A 24,402-nucleotide genomic window follows, 5' to 3' on the forward strand; every position below is an offset into this window, starting at 1 on the left:
TGTTCAGCTGCCTGCCAATCATTGCGCGCCTCGGGTAGGTGTACTGTTTGACCGGATTGTAACGCGCGTTCGTATTCGTATTCAACAGAGTAATAGCTTCCTCTTTTTTCCTACAAGAAGTCCCGGGGCATCCGGGACTTCAACCTGGAAATCAAAAAACATGAGAATCACCTCAAAAATGTCCTCTAAGATATAGGGTAATATTACCCTATATCTATTCTATCAAAAATCCTGCATTTCTGCAAGTGAAACAGCGCAGAAATGCAGGAAAATCAACGTTTTTGGTCACTCCGGATCAAGACGGTGTGACGTATAGGGGACTATTTTTCAGGAAGTTCACACTTAACTATTCTCATGATCAAATGCCCTCTTTCTCTTCTCATTAAGAACCTTATAAGCAATCAAACGAAGAACATACTCCGGCATAACGCGGCGACCAAGCTCCCATTCCTGCATCGTCCTATAAGGAATGCCAAGCCAATCTGAAAAATCCTTACGGTTCATTCCTGACTGCTCTCTGATCATTTTAAAAGCATAAGCCATCATGCGTCTCGATGAATCCGTATCATTCTTTTCCATTGCTTCAATCTCAATTTCAAGTCCCTCAATATTTAGAAAGTTTTGCATATAGTCACCTTTACAAAGGTAGTCATTGCATATATACTATGACAATTATAATGTAGTCACTGACTACATGTCAACCTCGATCAGATATCTATAATTTGTCACTTTTTATTTTTTTGCCGAATTATAGTTGTATTATCAGCATAAAGGTGCTATCATCTTTACTATGAAACGGCAATTTTCTTTATTTTTGCCGAATTATAGTTTTAGAGAGATCGAGGTGAACATTCGCTATGAATGCAAATAATATACTACCATTACTTCCGAACGATGGAGCCTTCAATAAGACAACCTTTCGCGAAACAGTCCACTCCATATACCCGGACTGCACCGAAGCCTCCATCAACTGGATGCTTGTCACCCTGCGCAAACAAGGCAGCCTTGCATCCGCAGGCACCGGGAAATACTACCGCATCCCTCAGGATGCTCCTGCAAAGAAACAGTATTTCTACCCTCATTCCCCGGAATACCTTGATCTCGAAAAAGAGATTACCGAGGCCTACCCTCTTGTGAATTTTCAAATATGGGAACTGATCCAGATGAACGATTTCGTCAATCATCAGATCGCAAAGAACGTAATATTTATAGAAGTGGAAGCAATGCTTGTGGATACCGTCTACGAACTGCTGCATGAAAAACACCCTTATGCCATGATCCAGCCGACATATGACACCTTTTACAAACAGCGTGCTCCCGAAACAGATATCATCGTCCAAAAGCTCCTCTCTGAGGCTCCCTCACCGGACGCAAATCATTCTTGCGTGATAGAAAAGCTGTTGGTGGATCTGCTGTCCAAGAAGCTTTCAGGAAGCCTGATCGAGCGAAGCGAATATCCACGCATATATGAAGATGTCTTTCGCAAATACAATATTGATGAAACCCGTATGTTCCGGTATGCCAAACGCCGCCATCTCTATGACAGCCTGCTATCCTTCATAAAGACAAAAACCGACATACAACCGATGACCATTTGATAAGGAGAACCCCATGATAACAAAAGAAACCTACACTATAGAATATGTGAACACGCTTCGTGAGAAATATAAGAAAGACCCTTCCCTTTTGGAAAGAGTCCTGTTTGCCTTTGGTCTGTTGGAAGCCATCACCCGTGTCGGAATGCCCTTCATTTTTAAGGGCGGTACATCACTGATGCTAATTCTTGACCATCCCTTACGGCTCTCAACCGACATTGATATCCTCGTACAACCTGGCACGGATGTTGACCACTATATAGATGAAGCAGCCAAGATATTCCCGTTCAAGACCTTCGAGGAAGACCGACGTGTCGGCAAAAACAATATAGAGAAGCGCCACTTCAAGTTCATCTATGACTCACCACTGAGGAATGATGACTTTTATATCCTTCTGGATATTGTCTTTGCTGATAGTCCATATCTTGCCACACAGACCTGCGAAATAAAGAACGACCTGCTTGTCACCGACAGTACACCGATAACAGTAACCGTTCCATCACCGGAATGTATCCTCGGAGACAAGCTCACTGCCTTTGCTCCGCACACCACCGGCGTACCATTCGGAATAGACAAAGAGCTTGAAATCATCAAGCAGCTCTTCGATGTTGCAAACCTCTCGAAAAAGATAGACAACTACCAGAATCTCATTGCCACCTATGACCGCGCTATTCTGGATGAGATCGGCTACCGCGACATAACGGCAACCCGTGAAGATGTCCTCCGGGATACCATCCGCTCCTGCGCCTGCATCATTGGAAAAGGTGTCTACGACAAAGATGAATTCCCGCTCTTTATCAAGGGAATTCACTCCATCGGCGGCCATGTCCTGTCCATGAAATACAGTACCACTATCGCCGCCAACCAGGCAAGCCGTGTGATGTACCTCGCCTCCTGTATGCTCACAGGTCAGCCCTTCACACCTATAGAAGATCCCGGACCATATCTTCAGGCAAATATAGGAAAAAGCCAATACAAAAAGCTTTCCTATATGCGCAGCCAAAGCCCTGAAGCCTTTGCCTACATTGTTGAGGCTCTGCGAATGATTGAAGGATGAGAAAAAGCCTGTACCCTGTGTATATTCCACGTGAGTAGCCCACTTTGCACGGCTGAATAGCCCACCTGCCACGGCCATTTAGCCCAGTTTTCACGGAAACGAGCCCAGTAGGATCAGTCACCTTCCGCCAGCCTTGACAGTCGACATCTGCGCGATATGCCCACATCGGCGATGGGGACTCAGGGATATCAGATACATAAGCCTTTTCATCCCCATCGCAGCAGCCATTGTATTGCGCATCTGCCGCCGGTCAAGTCCAGGCCGCTTGCGCGGTGGCTGTTATTCTGGCCGCCATAAGAATGGTGGCTCAGAATGATCTTGGGATATCAACTGCGGCTGCGCCGCCTGAACAAGCCGCTATGGCCTGCCCAGACGGTCAGCATCCTCAGTTGTTACAGATATCCGTGCCAGCAGGGCAGTTGCCTTTGCAGGCTTTCTGTACCTTGACATGATAATCGCGGAATTCCATCGGATCACCGCCGCTGTAGAGGATGCTTTTGAAGAGCTCCTAGACGGGATCTCCTTCATATCTGCCAGTCAAATGTGACAGGATATCCATGCGAAGCAGTTCTCCTTCTTCTTGATTGTGAACTTCCTGAAAAAATTCCCCTAAAGCCCCTCAGGTGAACGGCAGGTCTTTATAGTCGTTCAAGATATCCAGTAATTCGTCAAGTGACATCCCACTCTCCTGATAGGCTTTGTAGAGAGCCTCCTTGAGATTCTCTTCCCTTCTTTCGGGATACCGCTCATCCAGCAGTTCTTCAAGCTGTTCTGTCAGTTTGTTGTATTCGTCACGATTGACAGACAGCTTCTTTTTGATATTTTCGATTTTTTTGTCGAGTTCTTTCTGACGATCCGTTTCTTTCATAATTTATGCTTCCTGCTCCCCGGTATCCGCGCCCGGATCCGATCTGACAAAGGCAAGGATCTCGCTGTATGTACGTTTACTCTGACGGATTGCTTCCGCCAATTCCTTATTTCGCAGAGCCTTCCTCTCATCTGTCAGCTTCTTCAGCTCTTCAACCGCTGTATTGTGAGCAGCTCTGGTCTTTGCAACCTTTTCTTCAGTCTGCTCGATCTTCCGCTCCAGCAGCCGCATTCCTGTTCTTCTGATCCCGGCCATCATTGTGCCTCCTTTTCTCCACCGCCCATGATCTGTTGCAGGAGTTTCCCGATCTTTCCCGTTCTGTACCGGACATTTGCATCGCTGATTCCGAATGCATCAAGAATCACCTTTTCATGCTTTGTTACTGCATGATCCAGCCGGTAAATGCCGTCGAGCTGACGGATCATTACTATCTTTTCCAACTCCTTCAGTGCTGCCGGGACCGTGAGATAATTAGGGCGTTCACTCATGGATTCCTGCCTGTCTTTCAGCACGGTGTAGAGCCGGCACCGTATGATCAGCGCAATAAACTCGACAAAAATCCTGGCAGAAGCGGCGTCACCGGATCCCGTCCGCATACTCCTGTTGCCGAGGAATGTCTTGTCGGAGCGAAACAGCTTCTCGGATGCGTCGCGGCTCTTGTAGAGCGTTATGGCTTCCCTGGCTGTCATCTTTTCGGATGTGATGATTGCAAAATAGCCGCAGAGCGACAGCTCCTGCTCGATAACGTCTGTTCTCTCTTCTGCAATCGCGAACGTCTTCCCGTCTTTCTCATAGTGGAGATAGAAGTATTCCTCAAATCCGGCTCCGAGTTCCTTCTCTTTTCCCTCGCAGTTGTCCAGAAATGCCTTCATCCGGCAGATTTTTTCTTTCACCTGCTGTTTCCCGCTCAACGCCTTGACATCACTGTAGTAAACATGGATATATCTAGTCTGTTCATCCCCCTCATACAGTTCATCGGAAACAGTGGTCCCATATACGTCGTACCTGTCGATGTATTTCGCCCGTTTGTTCTCGAAAGCGCCCATCTGCCTAAGAATGATGCCGCGGATGAACTTCTTCATCCCTTTCACCATGATGATGAAGCTGTAATCGTTTTTATCCATGTAGGCCAGGTTCGCACGGCTGAAGTAACCGCGGTCCAGGATAAATCCAAGTTTCCTGTATCCATAGGAATACGCTTTATCCACGGCGTATCTCAGCTGTGACACGTCGTTGATGCTGCCTGGATACTGCTCATAGAAGAGAGGCTCGCGGTTGGCAGTGTCATAGGCGACAGAATAATGGAAGACCGGAAGCCCCGCATCTTCCTTTGGATGGCCGAACTCCACCATGTCGATGTCCCCGGACTGACAGTTCTTGTTGGTGGAGTCATAGGAGATATAAATCTTTTCTCTCTTATTCCTTCTTTCATTCCAGCCGTTCAGAAAACCGACCGTCTGTTCCGCTCTGATGCTGTGAAGGAAATCTGACACCTTCGAATCACTGTAAATTCTCATGTCACTGGTGAACAGAGGATGGCAGTATGCGTAATCAGGATAATACTGGCCTGCATTATCCTCCGAAACAATGGAGTAGCACGCAAGATCGAGTAGGAGTCCCGCGTCCTTCCTGTTCATGTATTTCTGCAGAAGCTCAGGCAGATGATACTCATCGATGAGCTTCTCCAGCACGATGAAGCTTCCTGCGCTGAGATAAGGACTTCTTGCTGTCCTGTCCATCGCTTCCGGAAGCTCCGCATCTGGAAAATATTTCAGGAAGTTCTCGTTGGGCCACATTTTCCGGTCATCTTTGTTCAGCTGCCTGCCAATCATTGCGCGCCTCGGGTAGGTGTACTGTTTGACCGGATTGTAAGCGCGTTCGTATTCGTATTCAACAGAGTAATAGCTTCCTCTTTTTTCCTTACAAGAAGTCCCGGGGCATCCGGGACTTCAACCTGGAAATCAAAAAACATGAGAATCACCTCAAAAATGTCCTCTAAGATATAGGGTAATATTACCCTATATCTATTCTATCAAAAATCCTGCATTTCTGCAAGTGAAACAGCGCAGAAATGCAGGAAAATCAACGTTTTTGGTCACTCCGGATCAGGACGGTGTGACGTATAGGGGACTATTTTTCAGGAAGTTCACACAAACACTGCTTCATTCCCTCGAGGTTTCCTCTGAGCGGAACAAAAGCGCTCGGAATATGCCTTACGGAAAAACAGCAGAAACAGCGCCAGTGCTGCAGCTCTCTCCCACTCTCCTTTGAATCCTTACCCAATATAAAAGAGCCGCCCGTGTAAATGAGGCAAGCTCTTAAACAAAAGCACATTTCAGGCGGTCATCGGAGAGAGCATCCTGTTTAGCGCAGTCTGGATCTTCAGTTCTTCTCTTCCTCCTCGGAAAAGCCCGTGAGATCCATCCCCTTCAGCGTCTTTTCCAAAAGCTCCGGAAGGCGCTGCGGCGAACAGGCGAAGCAGGGGATCTGCATCTGGGCAATGCGCTCCGCGATCCGCTTATCATAATAGGGTTTTCCGCCGTCCTGAACCGCGAGGAGACAGACCACGGTGACGCCGCTCTCCTTCATCCCCTGAAGTCTCCTCAGCATCCCCGCCTGATTTCCACCCTCGCAGAGATCAGAGATCAGAAAGAACATCGTCTTCCCCGGATTTTCGATCAGACTTTCGCAATAAGCGATGGACCGATTGATATCCGTCCCGCCGCCAAGCTGAAAGCCGAAGAGGAGATCGATCGGATCATCGGACTTCTCCGTCAGATCTACGACATTCGTATCGAAGGCGACGATCCTCGTCCTGAGAGAGCTCATGCTTGCCAGAATGCAGCTCATGATCGAAGAGTAGATCACAGACTCCCCCATGGAACCGCTCTGATCAATGTCCAGGATAATAGTATGCTTATTCGCGGCAGTGCGCGCACTCCGCTCGAAAAAATAGTACTTCTCCGGCACAAGCTTTCCAAACTCCGGTCTGTAATTCCGGATCCCTCTCCGGATCGTCGTCTTGAAGTCGAGAGCGGAGGCAGAGGGGATCGGGGAATGCGCCCTTCGGTTCAGCGCCGCTGTCACAGCTCTCCTGAGGTCTGACTCGAGAAGCGCATTGATTTCCTCCACAATCTTCTGAATGAAGGCTCTCGCATCCTCCTTGCTCCGCTTCGGAATTTCGTCCTTCAAAAGAAGGAGCGTGCTCGCGAGATGAATATCCGGCTCCAGACTCCTCAGAAGCTCCGGCTCGAAGAGAAGCTGCTTCAGGCCGCATCTCTCCATCGCATCCGTCTGAATGATCTTCACAAGCTCCGGATCAAAGAGCGTCCTGATATCCCCGAGCCAGCGGCTGATCGTCGGATTTGAGGGACCGCGTCCGCCGGGTCCGCCCGGGCCATTCTGCGGACCGCCCTCACCGAAACGAAAACGGGAATTGCTGTTGTAGATCGCGCTCAGCGCCGCATCCAGCATCTGATCCTCCTCGCTGAGAGCGGGCCCGCCGGCCTCAGAGTGTGAAAAGCGCTCCTCGCTCTCCTCTCCGAGAATCAGACGCCATCTCCGGATCCGGGCCGCCGTCTCATCTCCGAGCGCTGCCTCCCCTTTCTTGCCCATTTTCTTCACCCTCTCTCCTGTCAAAGGACTCCTATGCCCTTCCTTCGCGCATGCTGTATCCTCTGCACTGCCTGCAAAAGCAGACTGCGCCGTGCTTCACTTCTCCCAAGACCCGCCGTCCCGGCGTTTCAGGACTCGGCTTCGCCCGGGTGGCTTCAGCCGATCTCCCTCCGGGAGACACTTCTCCTTGAGAAGACTCAAGGACGCTCCGAACTGCCGCCCTGCCAGTTTGTCTGTCCGCGTACAGGCCGTCTGCCGCCCCGGCGACTCGGCTTCGCCCGGGTGGCTTCAGCCGATCTCCCTTCGGGAGACACTTCTCTTCGAGAAGTGGTCAAGGACGCTCCGAGTCTGCCTGATGGCAGACTTCTACGCTTTTTCTTCGCTTCTTCGAAGCTCAGAGACTCGGCTTCGCCCGGGTGGCTTCAGCCGATCTCCCTTCGGGAGACACTTCTCTTCGAGAAGTGGTCAAGGACGCTCCGAGTCTGCCTGATGGCAGACTTCTACGCTTTACAACAAGTCACCGAAGTCAAACTCCGAGAGCTCCTTCACGCTTTCCGTCTCCTCTTCATTCAGTCTGTCATTCAGGATTTCGCTGAGCTCCCGCGGATTTACGCCCCAGATCTCCGAGAGATTCTCCGCGATTCGGTCCTTTTCCTCCGCGCTGTAGTTCGAAAAAGCACGGCGCAGGAAGACAAGCGCCCGTCTGAATTCCTCCTCCGACAGACTGTCGAGATAGGAAGCAAGTCCCTCCCAGAGAGAGAGCCTTGCGATGATGGCGTAGTGATTTTTCAAGGACAGGCCCTCGAACCAGCCTGCCCCGAGCTCCGCCGGCATTCCGGGAGAGAGTCTCCTCGCAAGCTCCCGGGAGAGCTCCTCCGGGCTGAGCTCGGAAAGATCCAGGAGAAGAGCGGCGGAGAGACCGGATATCCGGGTGTTCCGATCATCAGAGAGCGCGACCTCCCGGAGCGCTTTCTTCCAGAGAGAGAAATTCAGTTCCTCCTGCTCGCTGAAAACCTCGTGGAGCTTCAGAAGATCCTCCGCAAGAAGAAGGGAGGCCGCCTCATCACAGGCGGACTCCTCAAACAGCGTGAGGGAGGCACGGACTGTCAGGCGGCTTAGGATCGGAAGCAGGGGTCTCCTGTCCAGCTTCCGGATATCGCCGTAGCGAAGGAGACCCGAGAGGGAGCGGGAGGTATCTGCGATTTCTCTCATGGAGACAGCGGATACCGTTCTCTCATCCAGAAGGGAAAGCGCATTTTGGAGAAGCTCCGGCATCCCGCAGTAAAAGGCGGTCTCGATAAGAGAAGCGATCTCCGAAGCGGAGTTCGCATCCTGAAGCTTTTCCTGAAAGGCAAAGGCCGCGGCCTTTGCCACGCTGTCTCCCTTCAGTACAGCCTCCACGATCTGGATCTCCGCCTCCGGCGTCCATTGCAGCACCCAGTTCTCCGCCCAGGTCGCGTTCTCCTGCTCCCCTCCGGCGGGACGCGCGAAGTCGATTCCAAGAAGCAAAAGGCGATGCAGAAAGAAGGAGCGGTTTAGATCCAGGAAGGCACTCTCCTCTGACTTCACCCGAAGATTCTCTCTGAGATCCAGGCGGAGAGGCCTGGCCGTCATCTCCCGGTACTGCTCGAGGCGAAGCCGCCGAAGCTCGGAATAGAAGTCCTCCTGGATCGAGGTCCGGGAAAGACCTCCCGGGACCGAGCCGATCTTCGTCCCGATGTCTGCCGCGGCGAAGCCCAGGGCGAGCTCTCCGAAGCTCCCGTGCCCCATACAGCTCACTGCCGCGTCCCGGAGGTCCCCGTGGGTCGGAATCCTGCCGCCCCGCAGCGCGGCGAGGCTTTCCGCGAGAAGCATCGCTTCGATCAGCTCTGCGGAGGAAACGATGCCTCCGTGCTCCCGGAGCTTTTCCGAGAGCCGGCTCAGATAGGAAATCCCCGCGTAGGAGGGGTCCCCCCGCCGAAGCCCCTCAAAGAGAAGCTCGTAATAGGCGGGAGCACGGTTTCCCGCCCCATAGCCGGAACGGCTTGTGAGCCGGTAGTAGGAATAGGGCATGAGCGTCCTTTTTGCGGGAAGGTGCGGAAGGCGCTGAAGCTCCTGATCCGAGAGAGGAGGGCAGGAGGATGCCCTCTCTTCCTCCGAAGAAGCTGATCCGACACAGACCGCATCGGTATGAAAGGCCCCCGTGATCACGGCGATCCGCTCCGCCGGAATCCCGGATGAGATCTCCTCTCGGATCACACGCCGCATATAGGCTTCCCGGATGAGATTCTCCGCGCGCTCCTTCTGTCCGTCCTCCGAGAGCTCCCGGAGGCTTTCCCCGAAAAGGCGGCTCCCGGAAAGATAGGCGGAGAGATCGGCGCTTTGCTCCAAAACCCTCTCCCAGAAAAGCTCACTGTCCCCCTCCTCCGTCGCCCGGTCAAGGCGCTCCGAAAAGCTCCGCTTCGGAGCAGGGCCCTGATTCGGAGAAAAATCCCGGCTCAAAGAAGAATCCTGTCCCTCCCGGAGCAGGACATTCTCCTCCTCTTCCTTTTTCTGCATAAGCCCGAGCATGATCTCCGACGGAAGATCAAAAAACGAGGAGCGCACTCCGTGCTCTTTGCACCAAAGAAGCGTCTGATACTCCGGGGAGTAGCGCGCAAAGGGATAAAGCAGCGTTCTGACCGGCGTGGAATCGCTGTAGGCCATGACGGCGAAGGGCGGCTCCAGCCCCGGATCCGAGAGATCGGAAAGCAGCTCGTTAAAATCGGCGGGCCCCTCGATCAGGACGAGCTCCGGCTTCTGCTGATCCAGAAACTCCCCGACAAAATGTGCCCCCGCCGGAGACAGATGCCGGATGCCGAAGGCCCGGACCTCTCCTCTTCTTTCCTCTTTTCCTTCTCGCATAATTCTCCGCTTCGCTCTCTTCTCAATGATTCCGTGCCCTGCACTCCCGGTAGTTTGTACAGCACGAGAAATTGCTTTCATTGTCTTTCCTTCTCAATGATTCAGCGCCCTGCACTCCCGGTAGAGCGGAAGCCACGCACCGCCCCGCTTTTTCATGATATTTTCCAGATACTCTTCCCAGATCTTCTGATCCTTCCTGTCATCTTTCACCACAGCGCCCTGGAGCGCGGCCGCAAGATCCGCATCCGTCACCCCGCCGTCGCCGAAGCTCCCGGCAAGAGACATGCTGTTTGCGAGGAGAGAGATCGCCTCCGCGGTGGATAGCACGGATCCCGTCGTCTTCACCTTCTGCTTTCCGTCCAGGCTCTGCCCAAGACGGAGCTCTCGAAAGACCGTACAGATCTTCCGGATGACCTCTTCCTCCGGGATCTTCGCGCTCAGATCCAGCCCCCTGGAGAGCTGTGTGATCCTCGTCCCCACGATATCCATCTCCTCCTCCAGACTTTCCGGACTCGGGAGCAATACGATATTGAAGCGGCGCTTCAGGGCGGCGGACATCTCGTTCACGCCCCGGTCCCTCGTATTCGCAGTCGCGATGATGGAAAAGCCCTTCCGAGCCGGGATCTCCTCGTTGAGCTCCGGGACGGAGACCCTCTTCTCGGAGAGGATGGAAATGAGGGCGTCCTGCACCTCCGAGGCGCAGCGGGAGATCTCCTCCAGCCTCGCGATCCTTCCTCCCTCCATGGCGCGGAAAATGGGGCTTTTCACCAGTGCCCTTTCCGTGGGCCCCTCCGCGATCAGCATCGCATAGTTCCAGGAGTAGCGGATCTGCTCCTCCGTAGTCCCCGCCGTGCCCTGTACGACACAGGTGGAATCCCCGTTGATCGCGGCGCTGAGATGCTCGGAGAGCCAGGACTTCGCCGTCCCCGGCTCCCCGATGAGAAGGAGGGCGCGGTCCGTGACCAGTGTCGCGATCGCGATCTCCACCGTGCGCTTCTTCCCGATATACTTCGGCGTGATATCGATATCCCCGCATTTTCCGCCGATAATATATCGGAGAACGGAGCGGGGCGACATGCGCCAGCCCTCCGGGATCTCATATTGCTCCGCCGCAATGAGGGCATCCAGTTCCTTCTGAAAAAGCTGCTCCGCCGGGAGCCGCTGCATTCTTTCCTCTGCCATTCCCTGTCCTCGCTGATTCTGATCCTTTTCCATCACATTTCCGATAGCGGCTCTCCCCGCTTAAGCTTCTCGATTCCCTCCCGAAGCCTCTTCCCCTGAGTCCCCGGAGAGAAACGCACCGCCCTGTCATAGAGCGTCTCCAGCTCTCCGATGAGCGCCTCGCGGCTGAGCGGAAGCTCCTCCGAGACGGTCCGCAGACACCAGTGCTGATAATAGGAATATTCCTTCTTATAGCGCGCCTCACATCCGGAAAAGACCCCTCGAAAGTCCTTCCAGCCCCATTCCTTAAGACTCTGGACATCCTCTGCCTGCACCGGCCGCCTCTTGATGCAGCGAAAGAGGAAGCCGGCGTAGAGGAGATCTCTCTCCGGGCAGGATGGCTCTCTCAGATCCTTTAAAATCCTCTCGTAGCCCGCATGGGATCCCTCGCCCAGATAACGAATATATTTCTCCGGCATCTCATACTTGAGAAGAAGCGGATACCAGCGGGGATCCAGCTTCTCTTTTCGAAGTGCCTTTCGGGAAGAAAGTGTCGACAGCGCCTCGAATATCCCAACGATAGGGGAATTCTCCGGCGCCGGAAGCTCTCCTCCTCCGAAAAAGTCCTTCAGACCTCCGATCAGACCCTTTCCCCCCGAAAAATAGGGAGAGAAGCTCTCGTAGATCTCCGGAGCCGTTTTTTCCCTTAGGGCGAGAAGGAAACGATACTTCACAGAGCGCCCTTCGGAAACGCTCCCGGACAGCTTTTCCACAGCCTCTGAAAAGCGCGGGCTGAAGTTCCGGTAAAGTCCGTTTACAAGGTAAATCTCTCTCTCCTCCGGGACCAGGCTTCCCGAGCGGGGGAGCTGCAGGAGGAGCTTTTCGCTCTCCTTCCCCACGGCGGCTGTCCAAAGGGAGGGGAGATTCGATTTCCGAATCTCCTCCGAAGATCCCCTCTTCCCCTCTCCGGAGAAGCTCTGATATTCCTCCTCCATCTCCTCCGCGAGGAGATCGGAGACCCAGTCCTGTCCGCTTCCTCTGATCAGCCGGATCCCCTTCTTCGGATCCTTTCGGAAGATCTCCGTGATGTAATCCTTGGATGCCGGGAAATTGCTGAGCGCCTTGAGCGCGCTCTCCCGCATGCTTCCCCGCTCCGTCAGGGAGAGCTCCTTGAGGATGGTGAAATTCTCCTCGGAAGAGCCAAGAGCAAGAATCGCCTCCGCCCGGAGCTCTCCCTTCGCCTCCTTCACAAGGCGAAGATAAAAGGGATTTTCCTCTGCCTTCCCGATCTCCTCTATGATGTGAAAGCGGCGGAGCATCTCCTTTCCCCCGGACTCCGGATCAAAGCCGTCCTTTAAAAGCGGAAGGATCTCCCTCCCCTCCTCCTTCAGCCAGCCCTCGATCATATCCGCAATCTCCGAGTAAGAATCCCCGAGACCGGAGATCAGCCTTCTCCGGAGCCGATAGTCCTGAAAAAGCTCCGGACTGTCCCGTCTCGCTTTTTTTAAAAGCTCATATCTCCCGCTTCCCCTCGTCGTGAGCGCACTGAGAAGGGGAGAGAGCTGCCGGTAGCCGGGCGGAGAATAGAGTCCCTCCGGCACCGTCTCCTGATCCTCCACCGCTTCTCCACGGGGAAGCGGAGAAAGCTCCCCCTCTCCCCCGGAATGCGCCTGCGTGACAAGAACCGCCGAAAGCAGCGCAAGAAGGTCGAGGAGCTGATCTGCCCTCTCCTCCTCCGGCGCACTCAGAAGAGCGCGCCCTCTCTCCTCGATTTGACGAAATACGGGAGCCGCTTTACTGAGAAGAGCCGTGTTCTCCACCGCCCTTTGCAGCCGAAAATCCTCCGGAAGAAGCTTAACTCCCGCGATAGCCGCCTGCTCAAGCCTCTCCCTTAAATCATAGATCGCTTCCAGATTCATAAAAATCCTCTTCTTTTTCGGAAACTCCGCTTCCCTTTAGCTCGCTTTTTGGCATCTCTCTCCTGCAAAATGCCCCGCCGCGACATCAAAACATCAGGCGGACGATCCCCTGCTCTGTCACAATACTCCGCGGCAAAAGCAGGAGCTCCTCTCCCTTCCTTTCGTAGCAGACCAGGCCAAAGAGCACCTGCTCCCGGAAAAGCCCGGGATAGGGGAGCGCCCTGAGGGAAAAAAGCGCGGTATCGTTCCCCGCATCCTCTGAAAGCCGGATTCTCTCCCCCAGCCTGTCCTCGAGATAGAGCTTTCCCTCTCCGCTTTCCCCGATCCGCTTATAATGGATGAGGATCCCGAAAGTATTGTCGGAGAGTGTATTTTTCAGCTGTGCCTTCGCCTTCTTCAGCGCCTCCCGAAGCTCCGTCTCTGAAAAGGAGCGAATCCGGGAGAAGCTCTCCGGCGGGATCTCCCCGAGAGAGGCTTTTTCCCAGCGAATTCTCCGGAGCTCTCCCTCCGCGGCGGGATAGATGCTCACGCTCTCCGCTCTTAAGAGCGAAAAGGAGCTGTCCTCCGAGCGGATATACTTCGCGGCCTTCTCCGGGCGGTAGTTCGCGCTGTAGGAAATCTCCCCGTCCCTCAGATCGATCCAGTAGGCAAGATCCGTATAGAGCTTCTCCACGGGATCATAGCGCTCCTCAAAGGAGAGCTGAACGAGCTCCGCATTCTCCTTTTTCAGCCCGAGGGCGTTCAGCTCTTCCAGCCTCCAGATCCCTCCGAGCGCCTCATAGAGAAGATTATCGTCCGCCTCCGGACTATCGCTTTGAAGCCTCTTCTTTAAGTATTCCTCCGATCTCCGGCCCAGATATCGGAGCTTCGTGAGATAGGAGAGTGCCTCCCTGTAGCGCTCCCCGGGATCCTCCCCCCTTCCCCGCGCTCTGGCAGCGCTCCAGCACAAAAAGGAGCTTCCGAAAAAGAAGCTGGGGACCCGGCAGATAATAATCTCCCAGCTGCCGGGCGAGCTCCTTATAGTCCTTAAGCGGCGCACTGGAAAGCGCGGCGAGTCCGCTTCCGAGAAGACGGTCCGTAAGCGCCTTTAAAAGCGCCAGCCCCTCGAGCTGCTTTTTGAGCTTTCTGGTCCTCGCAGCCTTCCCGGCCGCGCTCAGCTTCTTCGGCTTTGCCTCTCCCTCTGCTGCCTTCTCCTCCTTCTTTTTCTCCCTGGCCGAGAGCTTCCTCTGCTTCTCCAGGATATCCTCCGGAATTTCGCAAAGCTCAAAGTCCTTCTTCGCCGCCATCTCAAACATCAGGGCAATGCTGTGCTTACAGGGAAACTGCCTGCTCGGGCAGGAGCAGCGAAATACCGGGGCCGCGCCCTCCTCGAAGAAAACGGAAACCCTGTAATTATTCTTCCCCGATCCCTTGCATTCCCCGCCGTAATAGCGCTCATCCTCGGAGCGCATCCTCCTCACAAAGCCGCCGGATCCGGAGATTTTCCGTCCATTTGAAAGCGCATTCTGGTTCGGCGCCGCCGCTGTGATTTCCTCTTCGCTGAATGTTCTCATCCTCTTCCCTCAGATCTCATCGTCCCTTCACCCGCACTGCCTAAGGCCATCCGCCGTCCGAAAGCCCCCATCCATCCCGCCCGGCAAAAAATGTCCTTAAGGGAACGGCAGATCCCCACGTTCCCTTCGCATTCACATTAAAACACATATTCCCCGTATCATCAATACTTCGCTGCGGCCATAAGTCTTTATGATGCTGACGGGGCTCTGTCGAGCCGTCCTGCCGCTCTTCCTGGCGCTTTTCCTGCTGTTTGTCTGCCTGGCGCAGGACGCTCTCGCTTCGGCTGCCGCAGCCAGCGGCGCATAAGCGATCTTTAAAAACCAGATCGCTAAACGCCGGGGCGGCAGACGACCTGTGCCTAGACAGACAAAGCAGCAGAGCGGCAATCTAAACCGATAAGCCGAGTCACTGAGCGTAGAAGTCTGCCATCAGGCAGACTCGGAGCGTCCTTGACCACTTCTCGGAGAGAAGTGCCTCACGAAGGGAGGTCGGCTGAAGCCACCCGGGCGAAGCCGAGTCCTTAAACGCCGGGGCGGCAGACGGCCTGCTTATGGGCCGGCAAAGCGTCAGGGCGGCAAAATATGGACAGCTGTTGTTGAAGCGGAATCTTCAATGGAGAAAACTGTCTCCCGAAGGGAGATCGTAAACCGACGGCAAAAATTCAATTCACGAAACAAACTTGATATTATCCATACAATTTTCCATTTACGGATAATCAGCTGTAAAAATAAAAAAGAGGGAGAAATCTTCTGACATTTCAAGCAGAAAGGATCTCCCTCATATTCCGAACTTTCCATATCTCATTTTGACTTTAAGCATTCCTTTCATCAGATGCTTCCACGATATAATGTTCCTTTGATTCTTCTCGTTTTGCAAGGAGTTCTTCTCTCCTTTTCCATATCAAAAAAGCTATGATCGTGATTATAATATAGTTTACCGCCAGATTTGCGAGATTATGGTTTAACAGAGGGAAAAGATAGACTTGTTTCTTCGCAACAAAGCAGCTTGCCAAGATGGAATAAACTGCCATGGAACTTATAAATGAAATGGCGAAGTTTAGAATTTTCCCAATGAACCCAAGTTTTCGATGAATGATTTTAAACAGAACAGAATATATCACGACCGCCAATATACCAGCTAACACATCCCAGAAATAAACTGCATTTCCGGACGAGAATCTCACCGAAAAATAGTAGTGCGTATAATACCAACTTGCAATAAATATGGTAAGCTTATCCATTGAAAAAAGGCTAGTTTTTACTAATTTCGCCACTGCAAACAGAATAAGGCCCAGCCATGCGGCTACAATAATAATTCCCATATCACTTCCTCCTTCTCTAACAGTTTTATTTTTTAGTATAACACTCCTTATACATACTCACATAGCGTGATGGGATTGCGGTAGATATAATACTTTCGCTGATCCAGCTCAATTCTGATAATATGATCTTCTGTGCGAGAAGGTGTTTATAGAAAAAGATCAGAAAACAAGATGGACCTTCCGCAGCGCCAGATACCGGTAACGATTTTGATTTATCCATTCCACATATTATATAAATGAAACGATCAAGGTAACAAACACGTTTTATATATACATTCACCTCAAACTTTTGGCGCATTCGTCCTAAGTATGATGGGAATATAGCATGAGGATGTGAACAAATCAATATGACACAGCTCCCGCGACGGCGTAAGTTTACTGTAGAATTCGATAGTGTGAGAACCTCCTTTCTGGGATTCCGGGAGACACGGTTCTGAGTCCAGAGAGGCATTTCTTATTTCAAAGATAAGTGCCTTCCGGGCGAAGCCGAGAGAGATGAGATTCTGCCGATTTTTGCCGCCGATCCGACGCTTTGACCGTCGAAAAGCAGGCCGTCTTCCGCCCCGGCGCTTAAGGACTCGGCTTCGCCCGGGTGGCTTCAGCCGACCTCCCTTCGGGATGCACTTCTCTCCGAGAAGTGGTCAAGGACGCTCCGAGTCTGCCTGATGGCAGACTTCTACGCTTACGCGCCGCTGGCCGCGGCAGCCGGAGCGAGAACGTCCTGTGTTAAACGGGCAAACGGCGGATCGAAACACTCCTATCTAATTCTAAGGCCGAATCTCGAGTACAGAGCACAGCGAAAAAAGGGCGGCCAATGGCCGCCCGAAAATCTCATCCCTGAAAAGCCCGAAAAAGCTTTCCCCTTTTGAAGCTCAAATCACAGCACCTTGGAGAGAAAGGCTCTCAACCGTTCGTTCTCCGGATGAGAGAAAAAGCTCTCCGGAGCTCCTTCACTCAGGAAGCATCCTCCCTCCAGAAAGATCACTCGGTCCGAGACCTCCCGCGCGAATCCCATCTCGTGCGTCACGACCACCATGGTCATGTGCTCCCCGGCGAGGTCTCTCATGACCTGCAAAACCTCTCCTACCATCTCCGGATCAAGGGCGGAGGTGGGCTCGTCAAAGAGCATCACATCCGGCTTCATCGCGAGTGCCCTGACGATCGCCGCGCGCTGCTGCTGCCCTCCGGAGAGCTGGAGCGGATAATTCTTCGCCTTCTCCGAGAGTCCGACTCGCTTTAGGAGCTCCATCGCCTCTCCCTCCGCCTCGTCCTTCCCCCTGTGGAGGAGCCGGATCGGCGCGAGTGTCAGATTCTCGAGAATCGTCATGTGCGGGAAGAGGTTGAACTGCTGAAAGACCATGCCCATCCTCTGCCGCACCTTGTCGATATCCGTCTTCGGATCCGTGATGTCCACCCCCTCGAAGAGGATTCTCCCGCTGTCCGGCTTCTCCAGGAGATTGAGACAGCGGAGAAAGGTGGATTTCCCGGAACCGGAGGGGCCGATCAGGCAGAGCACCTCTCCCTTTCGGATCTCCGTCGATATCTCCTTCAGCACCTCCAGCTTCCGGAAGGTCTTTCCGAGTTTCTCCACCCGGATCAGAACCTCTCCCTCTCCCGTCCTAGCGCTCACCTTGCTTCAGCCTCCTCTCCAGCTTCTTCTCCAGCGTCGTGAAGAACATCGTCAGAATCAGGTAGATCAGTCCCGCCGCAAGGAGCGGAAGCCAGGCGTCATAGGTCTGCGCGCGGATATTGTCGGCTCCCTTCGTCAAGTCCCGGACGGAGACGTAACCTGCCACCGCGGTCTCCTTGATCAGGACGATAAACTCATTGAAAATCGCCGGAAGCACATTCTTAAAAGCCTGCGGCATGATGATATAGCGCATGGTCTCCACATAGTTGAAGCCGAGAGAACGGCCCGCCTCCATCTGCCCCGCCGGAATCGAGAGGATACCGGAGCGGATGATCTCCGCCACATAGGCCGCGGAGTTCAGTCCGAAAGCGATGGAAGCCACGAAGACACCGGAGAAAAAGCGCCCCACAAAGATGCAGTAATAAAAGATCATGAGCTGAATCATCGTGGGCGTCCCGCGGATTACGGTCAGATAAATCCTGCAAAAGAAATCCGGGATCCTCCATTTTCCGGTCCTGTCCGCCGTCGTCCGGATGATCGCGATCAGAAGTCCCAGCGCCACGCCGATCAGAAGGGCAAAGACCGTGATGGTCATAGTGTTGAGAAGGCCCCCGAAGAGGTCCATCCAGCGCTGATCCTTCACAAAATCCACATAGAATCTGTCGATAAAATTCAAGCTGTCCTCCGCTCTCTCTGGCTCATTCCGCCCTGATACAGCCTCCGCTTAGTCCGCCTTGATATACTTCGCGACGATCTCATCGAGCTTCCCGGACGCCTTGAGCTCCTTTAAAGCCGCGTTGATGCCGTCCCTAAGCTCTGTATTCCCCTTCTTCACGCAGATCGCGTATTCCTCCTCCGCATAGGCGCTGTCCAGAAGCTTCAGCCCCTTTTGGTCCGCCACAAAGGCCTTTGCGGTATTTCCGTCGATGATGACCGCATCGACCTTCCCCGCTCCGAGCGCAAGGACCGCATCCACTCCCTTCGGGAAGGGCTGAATGGCATCCTTTCCGTAGTCCTTCGTCGCATAAATATCCCCGGTCGTTCCCTGCTGCACGCCGATCTTCTTCCCCTTCAGATCATCGATCGACTTAATGTCGGAGTTCTCCGGTACGATGACGGACTGCACGGATGTCGCATAGGTATCGGAGAAATCGACATTCTTCTTCCTGTCCTCCGTGACCGTCATCCCCGCCGCGCCGAAATCGGCCTTCCCGGAGTCCACCGCGGAGATAATCGCGTCAAAGGCCATGTCCGAAACCTCAAACTTCGCCCCCATCTGTTCCGCGACCGCCTTCGCGATCTCCACATCGATACCCACGATATCCTTCCCCTCATGATACTCGTAGGGAGGAAATTCCGCATTCGTCGCCATGATCAGGGTCTTCCCGGCATAGCTTCCCTCCGCCTTTGCCTCCCCCGCACTCTCCGAAGACGTATCCTTTGCGCTCTCCGTCCCGCCGCTCTTTGCGGCGGAGGACGCGCAGGCCCCCAGAGAAAGCGCCGTTACTACCGCCATCGCCGCTGCCAAGATTTTTTTCATAGCATCCTCCCGCAAATTCAAAATGGATATTTATTCATCTATGATGGATATTATAGGGCACGGAATTCATTTGTCAAGCAGATTTTTTCCAAGCCGCTCCGTCACAAGCCCCGCGAGGAGCCCGATGACGCCCCCGGAGAGGACGCCGGCGAGAAGGAGCACAGGGAGGTAGGAAAAGAGGGCGGAGGATCGGAGAAGGAGGACGGCGGAGAAAATCTGTCCGATATTATGTAAAACTCCGCCTGCGATGCTCACCGATACCCGGGAGAAGCCGCCGATTTTTTTAAGAAAAAGCATCCCGGAAAAGCTCAGAAGAAATCCTGAGAGAGAGTAAAGGAATGTGACGCCGTTTCCAAAGGACGCGGAGATCAGGAGAATCCTGAGAAGGGTGATCAGAAAGGCCGGAAGCGCTCCGATCGAATAGAGAGCGATTACCGTCACGATATTCGGGATGCCGAGCTTTACACCGGGAATCCCGAGCGGAATGGGAATCATGGACTCCACATAGCCGAGCACGATGGAGAGCGCAAGCAGCATGCCGTAAAGACTCAGTTTCCTCGTCGATCTCTTCATAGACCTCCTGATTCTGCTCTCCAAAGCGGAGCGGGAGAGACGAAAAGGGCGGTGCCCTTCGGCACCGCCCCGCTTCTCATTCCTCGTTTCGATTCGATTGCAATTCGCTCTTTGCGCTCTATGGGCATAAACGGATACTGCAAGCTGTATTGACAGTAAAGTTTGATCTATCCTATCAAAATCAATCTATCAGAGAAAACTTAAAGCTTCACCACGTTCGTAGCCTGGGGACCCTTCGCGCCGTCCACGACATCGAACTCCACCGCCTGTCCCTCCTCCAGAGACTTGAAGCCTTCGCCCGCAAGTCCGGAGTAATGGACGAATACGTCCTTGCCTGTCTCATCAGAGATAAAGCCATATCCCTTCTGATTATTGAACCACTTTACTGTGCCTCTCATTGCGATAACCTCCAAAATCCGATTGCAACCGAAATTGATTACAATACTGGAATATTAGCATAAAGCCCTTTCAGCGTCAACGGTAAACTATACAGGAAATTACGGTATATTTCCGCTTATTGTGTCCCTTTTCCTAATGTTTATTCTCCGTTCTCTTCTAACATTTGGGGCCTTCGAAAGGGGAAGGATATCAATAATCTTCCTAAGCCGCTATTCTCTTTCTTCCTCTGATACTTCTTCTTTTGCGCTTTTAAGGTAGGAAAGAACGATGAAAATAAGACCCGTTATAAATAATAAAACCGTAACAGTGAGGAGAAGAGGAAAAGAATCAGGGAGATCCGAGTAGGCCCCGATTCTGGTCCGAACGCTCCAATAGATGACCCTCGCGATAAGTGCCAGAGCAAAAGTAAGAGACGCAAAACAGATCCAGAGAGAGCCCAGAAATATATAAAATTGTTTTTTACTCATAAATCTGCTCCTTAGATTTTTCTGTTCCAGATCCATTTATCACGCCGTTCTCTAATTCTGCTGAAAGCAACAGTTTCTTCCTTAAGAATTCATCCTAATATCCGCTTTTCCAGCTATAGTCCCACCCGTTAAAGACTCGCACATAAGAAGTTTCCTTTTTTATTAATTTGGCTCTTCCAGCCGCATTTACAGGTAATTTATAATACCCCGTCACGACTCTATATATCTTGATTTTTGGTCTAAGAAGAATTGTTTTAATTTGTCCCTTATTCAACTGGATAGTATACGAAGTACCATGAGTTTCACTTTTTCCGATTGAAACTCCAAGGGAAAGTCCTATATTTCCCTCTCCCCAAGAATATGCACCTGAAATCGTATTCGTGAAATTTCTATTTAAAGTAGAGCCCTCATTTATTGATAAACTACCAGGTCCTCTTCCTGTAGGGCCCTTTCTCCAATTTCCAAAAGAATATCCTGACACAGATTTGGAAATCACTCGCCATGAGTATGTATAATTCTCCACAGGGAAAATATCTGCACTTGCATTCAACATCCTATCATCTCTTGCAAGTTCACGCTCATTAGCATACACATTAAATGAGCCAGCCATAGCAAAGAGGCAGCACACAAGCAATATAGTTATTTTTCGGAATCCTCTCATAGAAAATTATCCTCCTTATAAAATTCCGACACCATGAAAATATTAGTTAATATGTTTTTAAAAAACATATTACTCCAGCAAGTTCGCAGAAGGCTCGCTTTCCGTTATGATAGTAATCTCTTTTGATCTTTTATGTTAAATTCTATTTTATACTACACATGCTGAAACTATATGTCAATAATAAACCAAAAAGGCGATGGAGTCAAGTCTGGATTTGTGTGTAAATTACTCTACCTGTAGGATTACCATACATGTGTTGCAGCAGAAAAAACAGAAAACGGAAGAACTCGCTTTGTGTTAAAGTGAAGTTCGCCACAGACAACCACTCACCCAAGGAGGTCTCCCGTTGTGGCTACTGTAAACACAGGATATGCGTTTTCGACTATCCCTCATTCACTATGCGACGGCGTAAGTTTACTGTAGGATTTGATTGTGTGAGAGCCACCGATGATGCGAAAGAGTATCCGCATTTCGTCTATAAATATAGTCCTACGATGCAGCCCATGTCAAATCAGAGTAATTCCAGTGTTGTTCACTAAATTAAACGCGACTTCATTCTTCACTTTATTTGCCGCCATTTTGCTGAGAAAAATGAGATTACAGCATTTTATTTGATGCTGTTTAGTCACTTTGTTTCTTATAAAGATGGCCTCCCGCAGATTATCCACGGGAGTCCATTGCCTTAAATACTCCGTCGTTTTCTTAAAAGCGATAGTGCCCTGGCTCTTGCCGTGACATCCTCGTATGTAATCAGGGGTGTTCGCCTCCGCATCGAATTCATGTCCCGATTCTCACCATCCAGTTCCGCAGGCTCAAAGCCAAACTGCCAGTTGGGGATGCACAGGAAGAATCCATTGATCTGGTGTCCGAAGATCAAATAGAAGCTTCTGTCCATGGTGTCCGCGCTTGCTTCGTATGGCTCCTGTTCTAGATTTAAGGGTCAGAGAATTGCCTTTTCCGTCTGGATTTCTGTATCATCAGGATCATCGCCTAAAAGTAAACAACAGGAAATTCAAAGGTTGGTTTCATCCTGTACCTCTTGTTCAGGCAAGTATGCTGTCATTAACTGCCTGCATAACTGTGTCCGCAGTTATCAGGTTCTGGCCCTGACTGTTCCCAATCATCAGCGAAGCATGACAGAGTTTGCTGATCATCCGAGCGGTGCCGTCAGAGGCATTCAGTGCTGCCTCTATTGCTTCCTCTTCGAAGACAGTCTGGCTGCAGCCTGCACCAGACAGTTTCTTTTCAATGTATTCTCGTCCCGGGGATGCGGGCAAAAACCTGGACTCTGACAGGACCCGGGAGGGTATGAAAGAATGTATTCTAAGAAGCAGGGAATGAAAGCATTAAAGCTACATCACAAATGTGGTTCGGTGACAAAAGCAATCCAAACACTGGGATATCCCAGCAAAGAAATGCTTTATCAATGGGAGAAAAGCAGTGATGGGAAGGAACTAAGAGAGCATCTGGGCGCATGCGCCATCTATCCGTTGAAGAGAAGAAAAATTTCTTGGTGCTCCCTCTTGACAACGCGGGCACTTCATAACAGTTTTATGATACAACACAAAAAAAGATGTCACTCAATCGAGCAACATCTCCTTTAGAACACCTTGTTCTATTTGTACTGCCCAGCTGACAGCTAATACAACATTTACAAGGAGTTCCGACATTTCTCTCCTCTTCTCACGCCTGACGCCAGGATAATTATTCAGCATTCTCCCTCATGCAGCACTTTTTATATTTCTTTCCGGAGCCGCAGGGACAGGGATCATTCGGATAGATCTTTCTCCCCTCCCTCCGTACCGTTCCGGACCTCTTCTGCTCCTTGTAGAGCTCCTCTCTCCTCTCCTTCGTGAGGATCTGATCCCACTCGGGGAGGCCGTAGAGCCAGTTTGCCTTCGCCTCCACCATATTGTAGTAAAGCTTCTCGGGATCGATCTCAATCTTCACGACCGTATCCTCATCCATGCTCTCGATCGGATTGTGATAGCCCTTCAGAGATTCGTCGATGCCGTCCAGCACTCCGGTAAAGAAGAAACTGTCGATCTTAAAATGCTCTGCGAGCTCCTTAAGGCTCCCCTCATAGACATGGGAGGGGTCCTTCAGAATCTCCTCATAGAAGCCCTTCTCCAGGGAAAAATACTTCTGCCAGAGCTTTTTCTGCTCCTCCTTCCCCAGCTCATCTCCGTAGGCCTTCGTTCTCCAGTTCTCCAGCAATGTCGCCATTTCAAAACTCTCCTTTTTTCAATCTCCCTTATTTCAGCGAAGCTCCTCCATCTTCACGGGATCCATATCATCAAATTCCTGGTTCTCGCCTCCCATCGCCCAGATAAAGCTGTAGTTGTGGGTGCCCGCCGCGCTGTGAATGGACCAGGAGGGGGAGATCACCGCCTCCTCATTCCGCATGACGATATGCCGGGTCTCATCCGGCTCCCCCATCAGATGAAATACGACCTGGTCGGAGGGAAGCTCGAAATAGGTATAGATCTCCATCCTCCTCTCATGCGTGTGGCAGGGCATGGTGTTCCAGACCGAGCCGGGCTTGAGCTCCGTGAGTCCCATGGAAAGCTGCGCGGTCTTCAGGACCTCCGGGTGGATGAACTGATTGATCACGCGCTCATTGGAGAGCTCCTTCTTCCCCATCGGCCGATGCTTCGCCTCCTTCATCGTGAGAAGCTTCGTCTCATAGGCGGCGTGGGCCGGCGCGGAGACCATATAGAATTTGGCGGGCTTCTTCCCGTCCTTTGAGCGGAAGCTAAGCTCCTTCGTGCCCCTCGTGACATAGAGGCAGTCCTTATAGGAGAGCTCGTATTTCACGCCGTCCGCGCTGATCTCTCCGTCTCCTCCGATATTGAAGATCCCCATCTCCCGTCTCTCGAGGACATAGTCCGTGCCGAACTCCTTCCGGCTGCTGATCTCCCGATCGAGCGTCACGCTTCCCTTGACCGGCATACAGCCAAAGACCACCATGCGGTCCACATGGGAATATACAGCGTGCACCTTGTCCGCCTCGTAGAGCTTTTGGATCAGAAATTCCTCTCTGAGCTCCTCGCTGTCATAGTATCGTGCATCCTTTTGATTCGCGCTGTATCGAATATCCATTTTTATTCCTTTCCGTCTGCATTTTTTCCGTCTGCATTCTTTCTGTATGCGTTCTCT

The 24,402-nt window shown here is 52.0% G+C and carries 22 protein-coding genes; 2 read left to right on the forward strand and 20 right to left on the reverse strand.

The window, feature by feature from the left end; all coding sequences use genetic code 11:
• Positions 1–342: 342 nt before the first annotated feature.
• Positions 343–627, reverse strand: coding sequence for a helix-turn-helix domain-containing protein (locus tag GCWU000341_RS08445; RefSeq protein WP_009215496.1), 285 nt, complete (start codon positions 625–627; stop codon positions 343–345).
• Between the two features lie 230 nt (positions 628–857).
• Here GCWU000341_RS08445 and GCWU000341_RS08450 point away from each other — a divergent pair, with 230 nt between their 5' ends.
• Together GCWU000341_RS08450 and GCWU000341_RS08455 are read left to right on the forward strand one after the other, a co-directional pair.
• Positions 858–1,598, forward strand: coding sequence for a DUF6577 family protein (locus GCWU000341_RS08450; RefSeq protein ID WP_009215497.1), 741 nt, complete (start codon positions 858–860; stop codon positions 1,596–1,598).
• Between the two features lie 13 nt (positions 1,599–1,611).
• Positions 1,612–2,652 (forward strand): nucleotidyl transferase AbiEii/AbiGii toxin family protein, encoded by a 1,041-nt coding sequence (locus GCWU000341_RS08455; RefSeq protein WP_009215498.1) that lies wholly within the window; start codon positions 1,612–1,614, stop codon positions 2,650–2,652.
• 619 nt (positions 2,653–3,271) lie between these two features.
• Here GCWU000341_RS08455 and GCWU000341_RS08460 read toward each other — a convergent pair.
• The 19 genes from GCWU000341_RS08460 to kduI all read right to left on the reverse strand — a co-directional run bounded on the left by GCWU000341_RS08460 (position 3,272) and on the right by kduI (position 24,345).
• The gene (locus tag GCWU000341_RS08460; protein WP_009215499.1) at positions 3,272–3,520 is read right to left on the reverse strand and encodes a hypothetical protein; all 249 of its coding nucleotides are present in this window, start codon (positions 3,518–3,520) and stop codon (positions 3,272–3,274) included.
• Positions 3,521–3,523: 3 nt separating this feature from the next.
• Positions 3,524–3,775 (reverse strand): hypothetical protein, encoded by a 252-nt coding sequence (locus GCWU000341_RS08465; RefSeq protein WP_155812749.1) that lies wholly within the window; start codon positions 3,773–3,775, stop codon positions 3,524–3,526.
• Positions 3,775–5,352 (reverse strand): IS1634 family transposase, encoded by a 1,578-nt coding sequence (locus GCWU000341_RS08470; protein WP_009215501.1) that lies wholly within the window; start codon positions 5,350–5,352, stop codon positions 3,775–3,777. Before GCWU000341_RS08470 ends, GCWU000341_RS08465 begins: the two co-directional genes overlap by 1 nt.
• A 550-nt stretch (positions 5,353–5,902) precedes the next feature.
• Positions 5,903–7,135, reverse strand: coding sequence for a VWA domain-containing protein (locus GCWU000341_RS08475; protein WP_009215503.1), 1,233 nt, complete (start codon positions 7,133–7,135; stop codon positions 5,903–5,905).
• 507 nt (positions 7,136–7,642) lie between these two features.
• Positions 7,643–10,018, reverse strand: coding sequence for a DUF5682 family protein (locus tag GCWU000341_RS08480; RefSeq protein ID WP_040653932.1), 2,376 nt, complete (start codon positions 10,016–10,018; stop codon positions 7,643–7,645).
• Positions 10,019–10,111: 93 nt separating this feature from the next.
• Positions 10,112–11,200: an AAA family ATPase gene (locus GCWU000341_RS08485; RefSeq protein ID WP_040654064.1), complete on the reverse strand. Its 1,089-nt coding sequence runs from the start codon at positions 11,198–11,200 to the stop codon at positions 10,112–10,114.
• 32 nt (positions 11,201–11,232) lie between these two features.
• Positions 11,233–13,098: a hypothetical protein gene (locus tag GCWU000341_RS08490; RefSeq protein WP_009215507.1), complete on the reverse strand. Its 1,866-nt coding sequence runs from the start codon at positions 13,096–13,098 to the stop codon at positions 11,233–11,235.
• Positions 13,099–13,904: 806 nt separating this feature from the next.
• Entirely contained in the window at positions 13,905–14,651 is a 747-nt protein-coding gene (locus GCWU000341_RS13990; protein ID WP_009215509.1) for an SWIM zinc finger family protein, read from the reverse strand.
• A gap of 812 nt (positions 14,652–15,463) precedes the next feature.
• Positions 15,464–15,973, reverse strand: a complete 510-nt coding sequence (locus GCWU000341_RS08500) for a hypothetical protein (protein WP_009215512.1) — start codon at positions 15,971–15,973, stop codon at positions 15,464–15,466.
• Between the two features lie 877 nt (positions 15,974–16,850).
• Complete coding sequence (locus tag GCWU000341_RS08505) at positions 16,851–17,603, reverse strand: amino acid ABC transporter ATP-binding protein (RefSeq protein ID WP_009215515.1); 753 nt, start codon at positions 17,601–17,603, stop codon at positions 16,851–16,853.
• A complete protein-coding gene (locus GCWU000341_RS08510; RefSeq protein ID WP_009215516.1) occupies positions 17,593–18,279 on the reverse strand; it encodes an amino acid ABC transporter permease in 687 nt (228 codons plus the stop codon). The genes GCWU000341_RS08505 and GCWU000341_RS08510 overlap by 11 nt, the downstream gene beginning before the upstream one ends.
• Before the next feature lie 48 nt (positions 18,280–18,327).
• Positions 18,328–19,143: a basic amino acid ABC transporter substrate-binding protein gene (locus GCWU000341_RS08515; protein WP_009215517.1), complete on the reverse strand. Its 816-nt coding sequence runs from the start codon at positions 19,141–19,143 to the stop codon at positions 18,328–18,330.
• Positions 19,144–19,209: 66 nt separating this feature from the next.
• The gene (locus GCWU000341_RS08520) at positions 19,210–19,716 is read right to left on the reverse strand and encodes a Gx transporter family protein (RefSeq protein WP_009215518.1); all 507 of its coding nucleotides are present in this window, start codon (positions 19,714–19,716) and stop codon (positions 19,210–19,212) included.
• A gap of 200 nt (positions 19,717–19,916) precedes the next feature.
• The gene (locus GCWU000341_RS08525) at positions 19,917–20,114 is read right to left on the reverse strand and encodes a cold-shock protein (protein WP_009215519.1); all 198 of its coding nucleotides are present in this window, start codon (positions 20,112–20,114) and stop codon (positions 19,917–19,919) included.
• A gap of 210 nt (positions 20,115–20,324) precedes the next feature.
• Positions 20,325–20,582: a hypothetical protein gene (locus GCWU000341_RS08530; protein ID WP_196794828.1), complete on the reverse strand. Its 258-nt coding sequence runs from the start codon at positions 20,580–20,582 to the stop codon at positions 20,325–20,327.
• A gap of 94 nt (positions 20,583–20,676) precedes the next feature.
• The gene (locus GCWU000341_RS13570; RefSeq protein WP_155812751.1) at positions 20,677–21,243 is read right to left on the reverse strand and encodes a hypothetical protein; all 567 of its coding nucleotides are present in this window, start codon (positions 21,241–21,243) and stop codon (positions 20,677–20,679) included.
• A 1,580-nt stretch (positions 21,244–22,823) separates the two neighbouring features.
• Entirely contained in the window at positions 22,824–22,958 is a 135-nt protein-coding gene (locus GCWU000341_RS14095) for a hypothetical protein (RefSeq protein WP_009215525.1), read from the reverse strand.
• Complete coding sequence (locus GCWU000341_RS08550; protein ID WP_009215526.1) at positions 22,948–23,469, reverse strand: SEC-C metal-binding domain-containing protein; 522 nt, start codon at positions 23,467–23,469, stop codon at positions 22,948–22,950. The genes GCWU000341_RS14095 and GCWU000341_RS08550 overlap by 11 nt, the downstream gene beginning before the upstream one ends.
• 33 nt (positions 23,470–23,502) lie before the next feature.
• The gene (gene kduI, locus GCWU000341_RS08555; RefSeq protein ID WP_009215527.1) at positions 23,503–24,345 is read right to left on the reverse strand and encodes a 5-dehydro-4-deoxy-D-glucuronate isomerase; all 843 of its coding nucleotides are present in this window, start codon (positions 24,343–24,345) and stop codon (positions 23,503–23,505) included.
• Positions 24,346–24,402 lie beyond the last annotated feature (57 nt).

Origin of the sequence: Oribacterium sp. oral taxon 078 str. F0262, from assembly GCF_000160135.1 — a bacterium.
GTDB lineage: Bacteria > Bacillota > Clostridia > Lachnospirales > Lachnospiraceae > Oribacterium.